The 12,081-nt window shown below is 68.8% G+C and carries 14 protein-coding genes; 4 read left to right on the top strand and 10 right to left on the bottom strand.

Translation table 11 applies throughout. The features are described from left to right. The first annotated feature begins 40 nt into the window (after positions 1–40). The 4 genes from ACSQ89_RS27000 to ACSQ89_RS26985 all read left to right on the top strand — a co-directional run bounded on the left by ACSQ89_RS27000 (position 41) and on the right by ACSQ89_RS26985 (position 2,945). Positions 41–418, top strand: a complete 378-nt coding sequence (locus ACSQ89_RS27000) for a DoxX family protein (RefSeq protein WP_436293964.1) — start codon at positions 41–43, stop codon at positions 416–418. Between the two features lie 38 nt (positions 419–456). Continuing rightward, a complete protein-coding gene (locus tag ACSQ89_RS26995) occupies positions 457–1,044 on the top strand; it encodes an NADPH-dependent FMN reductase (RefSeq protein ID WP_436293965.1) in 588 nt (195 codons plus the stop codon). Continuing rightward, positions 1,041–1,880 (top strand): pirin family protein, encoded by an 840-nt coding sequence (locus tag ACSQ89_RS26990; RefSeq protein ID WP_436293966.1) that lies wholly within the window; start codon positions 1,041–1,043, stop codon positions 1,878–1,880. Before ACSQ89_RS26995 ends, ACSQ89_RS26990 begins: the two co-directional genes overlap by 4 nt. 63 nt (positions 1,881–1,943) lie before the next feature. Beyond that, entirely contained in the window at positions 1,944–2,945 is a 1,002-nt protein-coding gene (locus ACSQ89_RS26985) for a S1C family serine protease (protein ID WP_436296578.1), read from the top strand. A gap of 6 nt (positions 2,946–2,951) precedes the next feature. Here the strand turns inward: ACSQ89_RS26985 and ACSQ89_RS26980 are convergent, their stop codons facing one another. The 10 genes from ACSQ89_RS26980 to ACSQ89_RS26935 form a co-directional block, all read right to left on the bottom strand. After that, positions 2,952–3,200, bottom strand: a complete 249-nt coding sequence (locus ACSQ89_RS26980) for a hypothetical protein (protein WP_436293967.1) — start codon at positions 3,198–3,200, stop codon at positions 2,952–2,954. Positions 3,201–3,208: 8 nt separating this feature from the next. Beyond that, entirely contained in the window at positions 3,209–3,511 is a 303-nt protein-coding gene (locus ACSQ89_RS26975) for a hypothetical protein (protein ID WP_436296577.1), read from the bottom strand. A gap of 91 nt (positions 3,512–3,602) precedes the next feature. Next, the gene (locus ACSQ89_RS26970) at positions 3,603–4,655 is read right to left on the bottom strand and encodes an SMP-30/gluconolactonase/LRE family protein (protein ID WP_436296576.1); all 1,053 of its coding nucleotides are present in this window, start codon (positions 4,653–4,655) and stop codon (positions 3,603–3,605) included. Positions 4,656–4,701: 46 nt separating this feature from the next. Then, positions 4,702–5,586, bottom strand: a complete 885-nt coding sequence (locus tag ACSQ89_RS26965; RefSeq protein WP_436293970.1) for a 2-hydroxy-3-oxopropionate reductase — start codon at positions 5,584–5,586, stop codon at positions 4,702–4,704. A 15-nt stretch (positions 5,587–5,601) separates the two neighbouring features. Continuing rightward, positions 5,602–6,393 carry an HpcH/HpaI aldolase family protein gene (locus ACSQ89_RS26960; RefSeq protein WP_436293971.1) on the bottom strand — a complete coding sequence of 264 codons (792 nt, stop codon included), beginning with the start codon at positions 6,391–6,393 and terminating at the stop codon, positions 5,602–5,604. A 25-nt stretch (positions 6,394–6,418) separates the two neighbouring features. Next, positions 6,419–7,753, bottom strand: a complete 1,335-nt coding sequence (gene gudD / locus ACSQ89_RS26955; RefSeq protein WP_436293972.1) for a glucarate dehydratase — start codon at positions 7,751–7,753, stop codon at positions 6,419–6,421. Positions 7,754–7,761: 8 nt separating this feature from the next. After that, the gene (locus ACSQ89_RS26950) at positions 7,762–8,748 is read right to left on the bottom strand and encodes a Bug family tripartite tricarboxylate transporter substrate binding protein (RefSeq protein WP_436293973.1); all 987 of its coding nucleotides are present in this window, start codon (positions 8,746–8,748) and stop codon (positions 7,762–7,764) included. A 120-nt stretch (positions 8,749–8,868) separates the two neighbouring features. Continuing rightward, positions 8,869–9,900 (bottom strand): LacI family DNA-binding transcriptional regulator, encoded by a 1,032-nt coding sequence (locus tag ACSQ89_RS26945; RefSeq protein WP_436293974.1) that lies wholly within the window; start codon positions 9,898–9,900, stop codon positions 8,869–8,871. A gap of 27 nt (positions 9,901–9,927) precedes the next feature. Beyond that, the gene (gene dhaK / locus ACSQ89_RS26940; protein WP_436293975.1) at positions 9,928–10,914 is read right to left on the bottom strand and encodes a dihydroxyacetone kinase subunit DhaK; all 987 of its coding nucleotides are present in this window, start codon (positions 10,912–10,914) and stop codon (positions 9,928–9,930) included. Positions 10,915–10,972: 58 nt separating this feature from the next. After that, positions 10,973–12,004 (bottom strand): LacI family DNA-binding transcriptional regulator, encoded by a 1,032-nt coding sequence (locus ACSQ89_RS26935; RefSeq protein WP_436293976.1) that lies wholly within the window; start codon positions 12,002–12,004, stop codon positions 10,973–10,975. Positions 12,005–12,081 lie beyond the last annotated feature (77 nt).

Here is a 12,081-nt window from a genome sequence, read left to right as displayed (position 1 = left end):
GCTCCCACGCCTCAACGCACACGCAAGGACACCTCTTTCCATGGCTCTTTTTCCGGTTTCCCCCACGCAGCGCCGCATCGTCTGGGGCGTTCGCATTCTTCTGGCGCTGGCTTTCGGCGCGGCTGGCCTCTCCAAGCTGGCCGGCGTGCCGCAGATGGTCCAGGTGTTCGATGCCATCGGCTTCGGCCAGTGGTTTCGTTACCTGACGGGCGCGGTCGAAGTCGTGGGCACCGTGCTGCTGCTCGTACCTGCAACCGGCTTCTTCGGCGGCCTGCTGCTCGCCGCAACCATGGTCGGTGCGGTGGCGACGCACGTGGTGCTGATCGGCGGCAATCCCGCGCCGGCCGTGGTGCTCGGTGCGCTCACTGCCTTCGTGGCCTGGCGGCTGCGGCCCGTCTCGCTCTTGGCGGCGGGCTGACCCTTTCATTTCCCCTCATCAACTTGTCAGAAGTACCCATGACCCAACAGCAACAACCCCGCATCGGCATCGTCATCGGCTCGACCCGCGAAGGCCGCTTCGGCGAAAAGCCCGCGCACTGGATCCACGAGATCGCCAGGCAGCGCACCGACCTCGCCTTCGAGCTGATCGACTTGCGCGATCACCCGCTGCCTTTCTTCAACGAGCCGATGTCGCCGGCCTGGGCGCCGGCGAAGAATGAGGCCGCGCGGCGCTGGGCCGACAAGCTCGCGACAACCGACGGCCTGATCGTGGTCACGCCCGAGTACAACCACGGCCCGAGCGCGGTGCTGAAGAACGCCTTCGACTACGCGTACAAGGAATTCATCCGCAAGCCGATCGGCTTCGTGGGCTATGGCGGCGTGGGCGCGGCACGTGCCGTCGAGCAGCTTCGGCTGGTGGCTACCGAGCTTCAGATGGCGCCGGTGCGCAATGCCGTTCACATCGGCATGGTGGAGTTCCTCGGCATCTGGCAGCAGGGCAAGAGCTTCGAAGACTTTCCGCACCTGGCGCAGGCCGCCAACGGGTTGCTAGACGACATGGCCTGGTGGGCGAAGGCGCTGAAGTCGGCGAGGGAAGCGGTATGACGACCGACGTTGCCACCGAAGCCCGTGCCATCGTCTACCGCACAAGCGGCAGCACGCACGGGCCGATCACGCGGCTCGTGAGTCCGGGCGACCTCGGCGAGTTTCTCAAGCCCTTCGTCTTTCTCGACCTCTTCGGCTTGCAGCCCGAGCCCGACCACAAGGGCTTCGGCATGCACCCGCACTCGGGCATCGCGACGCTGACCTTCATGATCGAAGGCGAAGTGGGCTATGAAGACACGACCGGCAAGAAGGGTGTGCTGCCCGCTGGCGGCGTGGAGTGGATGCGCGCCGGCAACGGCGTGTGGCACACCGGCGCGCCGGTCGGCAACTCGCCGGTCCTGGGCTTCCAGCTCTGGGTGGCGTTGCCCGCTTCGGAAGAGAACGCACCGGCCCAGAGCCTCTACCTCGCGCCCTCCCAGGTGCCGCAAGAGGGCCCGGTGCGCGTGCTCCTCGGGCGCTACGGCAAGGCGCAAAGCGCCATTCCGGCGCCGGCGTCGATGAACTATCTGGCCGTGCGCCTGAAAGACGGCGAGCGCTGGCGCTACACGCCGCCCGCCGGCCACACGGTGGGCTGGGTCGCGGTCAATGCGGGCGGGCTCGATGCGGGTGGGCCGGTCGTTACCGGCGAGCTCGCGGTGTTCGAGGAATCCGAAGACGCCATCGACTTCGTGGCCCACGGCGACACGGCCTTCGTTCTGGGCTCGGCCGTGAAGCATCCGCACGAACTGGTGATGGGCTACTACTCGGTGCATACGAGCAAGGCGGCGCTCGATCAGGGCGAGGCCGAGATCCGACGCATCGGCGCGCGGCTGCGGGAGGAGGGGCGGCTGGGCTGATCGACGCTGCGAGCGGGTACCTGCCCATCCGGGCAGTGGCTTCAGCCCTTGTGGCTTCACGCAATGAAGCCATCTGAAGCCATGCTCAACACGGAAGGCACCGGCCCCGAGCCGGCCCAGGACGCCCTGATCGACGCCTACTCGCGCGCGGTCGCCGCAGTGGCCGACAGCGCCGGACCGGCCGTCGTGCGGGTGCAAAGCGCAGCGCCCGGCCGGCGCGGCGGCGGCCTCGGATCCGGCGTGGTCATCGCCGGCGACGGGCTGGTGCTCACCAACAGCCATGTGGTGGCAGCGGCGCGGCGCGTGCGTGTCGGGCTCCCGGAAGGCGGCGACCGGGAGGCCGAGGTGCTCGGCGACGATCCGGCCACCGACCTGGCGCTGCTGCGCGTCGAACTCCCGCGCGGCGCCGCGACTGCGACGCTGGGCGATTCGAAGGTGCTGAAGCGCGGCCACCTGGTGGTGGGCATCGGCAATCCGCTGGGCTTCGAATCCACCGTCACGGCCGGCATCGTCTCGGCGCTGGGCCGCTCGCTGCGCTCGCAAAGCGGGCACCTGATCGACGATGTCATCCAGACCGACGCGGCGCTCAACCCTGGCAACTCCGGCGGCGCGCTGGTGGCTGCGTCGGGCCAGGTGGTCGGCATCAACACCGCCATGATCGCCGGCGCGCAGGGGCTCGCCTTCGCCGTCTCCAGCAACACGGCCCGCTTCGTGATCGGCGAATTCATCGCCCATGGCCGGGTTCGGCGCGCGCATCTCGGCATCGCGGCGCAGACGGTGCCGCTGGCGCGGCGCGTGGCCCTGGCCATTCATGCGGGCGCCAACGCGGTGCGCATCGGCGAAGTGCAGGCCGGCGGCCCCGCGGACCTGGCAGGGCTGAGGGTGGGCGACATCCTCGTCGCGCTGGAAAGCGTGACGATCGCCGGTGCGGACGATCTTTTGCGATTGCTCAATGCGGAGCGCATCGGGCGGCCGGTCCAGGTGTCGCTGCTGCGGGAAGGGCGGCTCGTGACACGCACGGTCACGGCGCAGGAGCGCGTGCAGCCGGCGGCCGCGCGGCGCTGAGCGCCTTCAGGCGCGCGCGACGGAAAGCAGGCCGTCGATCGCGAGCACCACGCCCTGCTGGGCATCCTTGCTGGGCGGGCCTTCGGCGAGCATCTTGCGCACCAGGCTCAGCGTGTTGAGCAGTTCCGCTTCCATGTCGGTCAGCAAGGGAATCATTTCGTAGTCGGGGTATCTACCTCGCGCTCCCAACGGCCGGCCGGGTCCGGACAGATCGACTTCGTAGCCTTCGCGAATGGCTTCGGTCTGGGTCTTCATGGCGCGCCTCAACTCAGTTGCATCAGTTGCGAAAGCCGCTTGCCCATCGCCTGGATCCGCTCGCCTCTTTCCCGCGCGCGGCGCGTGGCGATGTAGTCCAGTGCGGCCGCCACGGATTCTGCCCCTTCGTCGCCCGACTCCGAACGCCTGCGCCACTGGCTGGCCACCTCGGTCAGCTGACGGCTGTCGAGGCGCGCCGGGGGCGCAGGGAGTGGGGTCGCCCCGGGTCCCGCAGGCGGCAGGCTGGCGCGCAAGAGACTGAGCAGCCCCTCGGGGGACCACCGCGGTTGGGAGAGGTTTTGACGTTTCATGTAATACATTGTGCCTAGCTGTGCACGCCGTAACAAGGTATTTCAAGAGCTTTTTACTTACTTCTTGATGAAGACTTGCTCCGGTCGCCATTCAAGCCGCGCCATGCGTTTCCACATAGAGCGCATAAAGCGAGTGGCAACTTGCCATGTAAAGCCGGTTGCTCTTGGCCCCGCCGAAACTGAGGTTCGCACAGCGCTCCGGCAGGCGGATGAAACCGATCGCCTTGCCCTGCGGGTTGAACACCATCACGCCGTCCAGGTCCGCCGGGTTTGCGCCGGGCGCGCCGTTGCTGCCCCAGCCGCACCACAGGTTGCCGTCGACGTCGACCTTGAAGCCGTCGATCGAACCGGGCCCGTTGGCGTCCACCAGCCGGGTCTTGTTGGACAGGCTGGCGCCGCTGCCGACGTCGTAGCTCCAGATCACGCGGTGGGGCTGGGCACGTCCCTCGACGATGTAGAGCTTCTTCTCGTCGGGCGAGAAGGCCAGGCCGTTGGGGCCGTTCAGGTCGGCGGTGACGAGGCCGATCTTGCCGTCCGGCGCGATGCGGTAGACGGAGTGCGGCAGTTCGGAGGCGGCCTTGTCGCCCTCCCAGTTGCCGCCGATGCCGAAGGGCGGATCGGTGAACCAGATGGAGCCGTCGGACTTGCAGACGATGTCGTTGGGCGAGTTGAGCTTCTTGCCGTTGAAGCTGTCGGCCAGCACGGTGATCCTGCCGTCGTACTCGGTGCGCGTGATGCGCCGGGTCAGGTGTTCGCAGGCCAGCAGCCGCCCCTGCCGGTCGCGCGCCAGGCCGTTGGAATAGTTGGACGGCTGGCGAAACACGCCGAAAGTCCCGGTGGCCTCGTCGAAACGCATGATGCGGTTGTTGGGGATGTCGCTCACCAGCAGATAGCGTCCGTCGCCGAACCACACCGGGCCTTCGGCCCAGCGCATGCCGGTGCCCAGCTGTTCGACCGTGCTGCTGTAGATGCGGTACTTGCCGAAGCTCGGGTCCAGCACCTGCACCGCCGGATCGGGGTAGCGCTGGCTGGGCTTGAAGTCGAAGGCCTGCGCGGCGGCGGTGCCGCCGAGCGCGGCCAGCGTGCTGCCCGCGGCCGTCTTCAGGAAAGCGCGGCGCGCGCTCGCGCCTTGTTGTTCTTGCATGCTCGTCTCCACGGTTGTTGTTCTTCGTCGGCGGCGCGATGCGGCTTCAGGTCTGCGGGTTCGCCACCTCGTGCGCCGCCATCTGCTCCAGCGCCTTGACCAGCGCCGAATGATCGAGCTGGTCCCAGCCGTGGGCGGCGCAGGACTGCATCAGCTGCGCGGCCGAAGCCGTCTGCGGCAGCGCGACGCCCATCGACTTGGCGCCGGCGAGCGCGAGGCTCAAATCCTTCTGGTGCAGCGCGATGCGGAAGCCCGGGTTGAAGGTGCGCTTGATCATGCGTTCGCCATGCACTTCGAGGATGCGGCTGGCCGCGAAGCCGCCCATCAGCGCCTGCCGCACCTTGGCCGGGTCGGCGCCGGCCTTGCTTGCGAACAGCAGCGCCTCGCCGACCGCGGCGATGTTGAGCGCGACGATGATCTGGTTGGCCACCTTGGTGGTCTGGCCGTCGCCGTTGCCGCCCACCAGCGTGATGTTCTTGCCCATGGCTTCGAGCAGCGGCTTCACCTTGTCGAAGGTGGCTTCGGAGCCGCCGCACATGATGGTCAGGCTGGCGGCCTTGGCGCCGACTTCGCCGCCGGAGACTGGCGCGTCGAGGTACTCGCAGCCGAGCGCGTTGATCTTGCTGGCGAAGGCCTTGGTCTCGATGGGCGAGATGCTGCTCATGTCCATCACCGTCTTGCCGGCGCTCAGGCCGTCGGCGACGCCGTCCTTGCCGAACAGCACCAACTCGACATCGGGCGTGTCCGGCAGCATGAGCACGATGACATCGGCGGCGCGCGCGACGTCGGCGTTGGTTTTGCACTGCGTGGCCTTGGCCAGCGCCTCGGGCACCTTGCTGCGCGTGCGCACGAACATCTCGTGGCCGGCGGCCAGGAGGTTCTGCGCCATCGGCGCGCCCATGATGCCGAGGCCGATGAATCCGACTTTCATTTCGATTTCCTTGGTTCAGTAGGTGGAAGAAGATGCCGCAGGCGCCGGCGTGGCCCGCATCGCTGCGAGCATCTGCTGGGCGCCGGCGGCCATGAGCCGCGCGTCCGAACTCACGGTGACGAACTGGAAGCCCTTGGCAATGCGCGCGAGCGCCACGTCGGGCCTGCCGTTGTGGATGCCGGCGACCAGGCCGTGCGCCTTGGCCCGTTCGAGGATGTGGTCGATGGCCTGCGCGACCGGCGGGTCCACGTCGTCGAAGACGGGACGGCAACCGAGCGCGAGCGAGAGGTCCGACGGGCCGATGTACACCGCATCCAGCCCTTCGACCGAGAGGATGTCGTCCAGGTTGTCGAGTGCCTGTGCCGTCTCGATCATCGCGAAGGTGACGATGGTGTCGTTGGCATGCTCGGGATAGTCGGCGCCGCCGTAGAGCAGCGCGCGCACCGGGCCGAAGCTGCGCGTGCCGCGCGGCGCGTAGTGTGTGTAGGCCACCAGCCGCTGCGCGTCCTCGCGTGTGTTGACCATCGGGCAGATCACGCCGTAGGCGCCGGCGTCCAGCGTCTTCATGAGGATGCCCGGCTCCAGCCACGGCACGCGCACCACGGGCACCGTGTTGGTGGTCGAGATCGCCTGCAGCATGGGGAGCATGGCCTGGTAGTCGACCACGCCGTGCTGCAGGTCGATGGTCAGCGAGTCCCAGCCCTGGTGGGCCATGGTCTCGGCGGAGAAGCTGTTCGGTATGGCGAGCCAGCCGTTGACGGCAGCCCCACCGGATTTCCACAGCGTGCGCAGGCGGTTTTCTCTCATGGGGCGTCCTTGATGGATGGTGGGTTCAGCGGTCGAAGGCCGGCCGCTTGGGGTCGAATTTCCAGCCGGGGATGAGGGCTTGCATCGCGACGGCGTCGTCGCGCGAACCCAGCCCGTGCTGCTGGTAGAGCTGGTGCGCCTTCTCGACCTCGGCCATGTCGAGCTCGATGCCCAGGCCCGGCTTCTTCGGCACCTGCACCAGGCCGCCCTGGATCTGCAGCGGCTCCTTGGTGAGGCGCTGGCCGTCCTGCCAGATCCAGTGCGTATCGATCGCGGTCACGCGGCCGGGCGCGGCGGCGCCGACGTGCGTGAACATCGCCAGGGACACGTCGAAGTGGTTGTTCGAATGTGAACCCCAGGTGAGGCCCCAATCGCGGCAGGTCTGCGCCACGCGCACCGAGCCGCCCATGGTCCAGAAATGCGGATCGGCCAGTGGGATGTCGACCGACTGCAGCGCGAGCGCATGGCTCATCTGGCGCCAGTCGGTGGCGATCATGTTGGTGGCGGTCGGCAGGCCGGTGGCGCGCCGGAACTCGGCCATCACCTCGCGGCCGGAGAAACCCTCTTCAGCGCCGCAGGGGTCTTCGGCATAGGCGACCACGCCGCGCATGTCGCGCATGAGCCGGATCGCGTCCTTCAGCAGCCAGCCGCCATTGGGGTCCAGCGTGACGCGCGCCTGCGGAAAGCGCTCGTGCAGCGCGGTCACGGCCTCGATTTCTTCCTCACCGCGCAGCACGCCGCCCTTGAGCTTGAAGTCGTTGAAGCCGTAGCGCTCGCGCGCCGCTTCGGCCAGGCGCACGATGGCCTCGGGCGTCATCGCCTTCTCGCGGCGCAGGCGGAACCAGTCGTCGCCGGCATCGGCTTCGCGCGCATAGGGCAGATCGCTCTTGTCGCGGTCACCGACGTAGAACAGGTAGCCCAGCATCTCGACCGCCTCGCGCTGCTGGCCTTCGCCGAGCAGCGCGGCGACCGGCACGTCCAGGTGCTGGCCCAGCAGGTCGAGCAGCGCCGATTCGACCGCGGTCACCGCGTGGATCGTGGTGCGCAGGTCGAAGGTCTGCAGGCCGCGGCCGCCGGCATCGCGATCGGCGAACTGCTTGCCCATGTGCTGCAGCACGCGCTGGTGCGCGCCGATCGGCTGGCCGACGACCAGCGGCCGCGCATCTTCGAGCGTCTGGCGGATCTTCTCGCCGCCGGGCACCTCGCCGACGCCGGTGCGGCCGGCGTTGTCGGTCAGGATCAGCAAATTGCGGGTGAAGAAGGGGCCGTGGGCGCCGCTCAGGTTCAAGAGCATGCTGTCGCGGCCGGCGACGGGGATCACGCGCAGTTCGGTGATCAGGGGGGTGGTGTTGAAGGGCATGGGCTGGCTCAGTCGATGGTTATCTTGCCGGTCTCGATGACTTTCTTCCAGCGGGCGAACTCCTGTTGCTGGAAAGTCGCGAACTGTGCCGGCGTGTTGCCGACCACCTCGAGGCCGATGGAAGTGAACTGCTGCTTGATGGCCGGGTCGTTGAGCGCGGCCACCACCGACTCGGCGGCCTTGGTGCGCAGCGCCGGCGGCAGGCCCTTGGGCGCGACGACGGCCTGCCAGGAATAGACCTCGACGTTCTTCACGCCGGCTTCGCTCATCGTCGGCACCTCGGGCAGCACCGGGGAACGCTTGTCGCCGGTGACCGCGAGCGCCCTGAGCTTGCCGGACTTGATGTGCGGCACCACCGCGTTGACGTTCTGGAACGAGGCATCGACCTGGCCGCCGAGCAGGTCGGTCATGGCCGGCGCGCCGCCCTTGTAGGGCACGTGCAGGCCGGTGGTGCCGGTCTGCTGCCAGAACAGCTCGGCCGTGAGGTGGTCGCTGGAGCCGTTGCCCGAGGAGGCGAAGGTCATCTTGCCGGGGTTCTTCTTCTCGTGCGCGATTACGTCGGCCACCGTCTTGTGCGGCGAGCTGGCCGGCACCACCAGCACGTTGGGCGCCTGCACGGCCACCGTGATCAGGTCGAAGTCCTTCAGCGCGTCGTACTGCATGCCCTTGATGAGGTGGGGTGCGATCACCAGCGGGCCGAGCGAGGTGACGAGGAAGCTGTAGCCATCGGGTGCCGCGCGCTTGACCAGCGTCGCGCCGATGGTGCCGGTGGCGCCGGCCTTGTTGTCGACCAGGAAGGGCTGGCCGAGCTTCTCCGTGAGCTTGGGGCCGATGGCGCGCGCCACCATGTCGGTGGAGCCGCCGGGCGGGAAGGGAACGACCAGCGTCACGGGCTTCTGGGGCCAATCCTGTCCTGAGCTTGTCGAAGTGGCCTGGGCGTAGGCGGCTGCACTGGCGGCCAGGCCGATGGCGAGGGCGCCGAGTAGCTTCTTCATGGGTTTGTCTCCTTGAAATTGAAAGAGGTCGATGGCTTAGGTAGCGCTACCATCCGATGGTCTGAATGATAGCGCTACCAAATGCGGCGTCAAGCAGCCGAATCTAGGGGTTTATACGGATCAGGCGCTGTCGCGGTCGACAATCGAGAAGCCGATGTCGACTACACGGGGGTCGACCTGGCGGCCTTCCGCGCGGTCCACGATGAAGCGCGCGGCCTGCCGGCCGATGGCCTTGCTGTCGATGCGCACCGTGCTTAGCGCCGGATTCAGGTCGGCCGCGAACTCGAGATCGCCGAAGCCGACCACCGCCAACTGCGCCGGCACCGCGATGCCGCGCGCCTGCGCCTCGGTCATCACGCCGAGCGCGAGCAGGTCGGAGCTGCAGAACACGGCGTCGATGTCCGGCGCGACCGCGAGCAGTTCGGCCAGCGCGCGGCGGCCGCTCTTCATCGTGGTGGGCGCCGGCACGTAGATCAGGCGCACCTCGCGCAGGCCGGCGGCGCGCGCCGCATCCTGGAAAGCCTGGTGACGCCGCCGCGAGCGTTCGTCGTCGCCGGCCACCACCGCGAGCCGGCTGCGCCCCTTGCTGCGCAGAAAGTCGACCACCGCGCGCCCCACCTCGACGTGCGAGAAGCCGACCAGCATGTCCAGCGGCGTGGGCGTGAGGTCCCAGGTCTCGACCACCGGAATGCCCGCGGCCAGCAGGCGCTTGCGTCCCTCGACCGAATGCATGATGCCGGTGAGCACGATGCCATCCGGCCGGCGGCCGATGATGGCCTCGAGCAACGCATCCTCGCGCGATTCGGCATAGCCGCTCTGGCCCAGCATGAGCTGGTACCCGCTCTCGGCGAGCGCCTCGGTCAGCGCCTGCACGGTCTGCAGGAACACCGGCCCGGCGATGGTCGGCACCACCGCGGCCACCAGCCGGCTGCGCGTCGATGCCAAGCCACCGGCCAGGCCGTTGCGCACATAGCCCGTGCGGGCCACCGCGTCGGTGACTTTCTTCAGCACCTCGGCCGACACCTGCGCCGGCGTGTTGAGCGCGCGCGACGCGGTGATGGGCGCCACGCCGGCGAGCTTGGCGACGTCATGCAGCGTGACGGCACCGCTGCCGCGACGGGTGCGGCGCGCCGGGGTGGCCTCGGGGTTCATGGGCCGGATTCTAGCGGCGCGATAGCGCTACCAATGCAGTGTCGCCGTATGCACAGGTGCGTCCCACAGCCGCTTGGCTTCTTCGTCGAGCGCGGTCACGGTGAGCGAGGCGCCCGCCATCTCGAGCGAGGTCGTGTGGTTGCCCACCAGCGTGCGCGCCACCGTCAGCCCTTCGGCGGCGAGCCGCCGGCGCGCATGGTGCTGCAGTAGGTAGAGCTCCATCAGCGGCGTGCCGCCCAGGCCGTTGACGTGCAGCAGCACCTCGCGGCCACGCGCGAGCGAAAGATCCTTGAGGATCGGGTCGAGCAAGAGGTCGACGATCTCGACCGCCGGCGCGAAGGGCAGGCGCTGGCGCCCCGGTTCGCCGTGGATGCCGACGCCGAGCTCCATCTCCTGCTCGCCGATCTCGAAGGTCGCCACGCCCGAGGCCGGCACGATGCAGCTGTTGAAGGCCACGCCCATCGACGCGGTGCAGCTGTTGATGCGGTCGCCCAGCGCCTTGCAGTCGAACAGGTCGGCGCCGGCCTCGGCCGCGGCGCCGACGATCTTCTCGACGATCACGGTGCCGGCCACGCCGCGGCGGCCGCTCCCGTGGGTCGAATGGTCGATCGCGACGTCGTCGTCGACCACCACCATCAGGTGGTCGAGATCGACCAGCATGTCGCTCGCCATCTGGAAGTTGAGGCGGTCGCCGGCGTAGTTCTTGACGATGAAGAGCACGCCGCGGCCGGCGTTCACGCGGTGCGCCGCGGCCATCCACTGGTCGGGCGTGGGCGAGGTGAAGACCTGCCCCGGGCAGGCCGCGTCCAGCATGCCGCGGCCCACGTAGCCGGTGTGCAGCGGCTCGTGCCCCGAGCCGCCGCCGGACACCACGGCCACCGCGTCCTTCTTGGGCACGCGCCGGCACACGAAGGTCGGGTCGAACTCGACGGCCAGCAGCGCCTCGTGCGCCGACGCGAGGCCCGACAGGCTTTCGACGACCGCGTCGTCGACGTAGTTGATGAATTTCTTCATCGCGTGTCCTCGCGGGGCGAACATGAAGAGGGCATCGTGGGGCGATCGGGTGCGGCTGTCATGCGAGGTTCTCCGCAGTGAGGATGTCGACCCGCGGATTGCTGACCGCCAGCGCCCCGCGCACGCCTTCGCACAGCGCGCGCAGCACGCGCGCGGCGGTGGTCACCACGTAGTGCACGTCCTGGTGCAGCACGAAGCTCAGCGCACCGGAGATCAGCATGGCGCGATGCATGTCGAGCAGGTCGTGCGCGATCACGCCGAGCGAGGCGTCGTAGCCGTGCTCGGCCAGCGCGCGGTGCACGCCATGGCTGCCGGGGCCGACGTTGTAGACCGCGGTCAGACGCCCGCCGGTGGCCTGGGGGTCCAGCGCCTCGCGCGCGCGCCGGTAGGCCTCGTCTTCCGATTCCGGCATGTCGTCCACTCGCAGCAGCCGGGCGCCCGCGAAGCGCTCTTCCAGCACCTGCGCGAAGCCGATGCCGCGATCGATCTCGGCCGCATAGCGCGTGGCCGGCGACAGCAGCGCGCAGTGACCCTGGCCGGCCGGCGCCTCGCGCCCGAGCAGCAGGCCCGCGGTGCGGCCGGCGGCACGGTTGTCGGCGCCGATGAAGGTCTCGCGCATCGAGCCCGCGACGTCGGAGAACAGGGTGACCACATGCACGCCGGCGCGCACCAGTTCGTTGACGGCCAGTTTCACCGCAGGCGTGTCGGGCGCCAGCAGGGCCACGCCGTCCATGTCCGAGAGGCGCGCGAGCTCCTCGGCGAAGGCCGCCGCATCGTGGGCCGGCAGGCGGCGCGTGACTTCGGTGATGTGCTGGTGCCGGAAATCGCCGGCCGCCTGCGCGATCACGCGATCCACCAGGTCGAAGAAGCCGCGCCGGGTCGAAGGCAGCACGAAGGCGAAACGGTAGCTCTCGGTCGAGCGCGGCCGGCCGCGCATCGGCACGGCGCCGCCCAGTTCCTTCATCGCGTCGCGCACGCGCTGCACGGTGACGGGGTTGACGCCGGGGCGGCTGTTCAGCACGCGGTCGACGGTGGCGGTGCTGACGCCGGCCGCTTCGGCGATCTGGGTGATGGTGACGGTAGTGGCCAAGTGCGGAAAGCGCCTCAATAAATCAATCAGGAGTGTCGCCGATGTCGATCGCAGGATTCACCGGGCTATCCCGATCC

Source organism: Variovorax sp. LjRoot175, from assembly GCF_964253805.1.
Lineage (GTDB): Bacteria > Pseudomonadota > Gammaproteobacteria > Burkholderiales > Burkholderiaceae_C > Variovorax.
The sequence above is the reverse complement of the archived record's forward strand: the minus strand, read 5'-3'. Positions and strand labels throughout refer to the sequence as shown.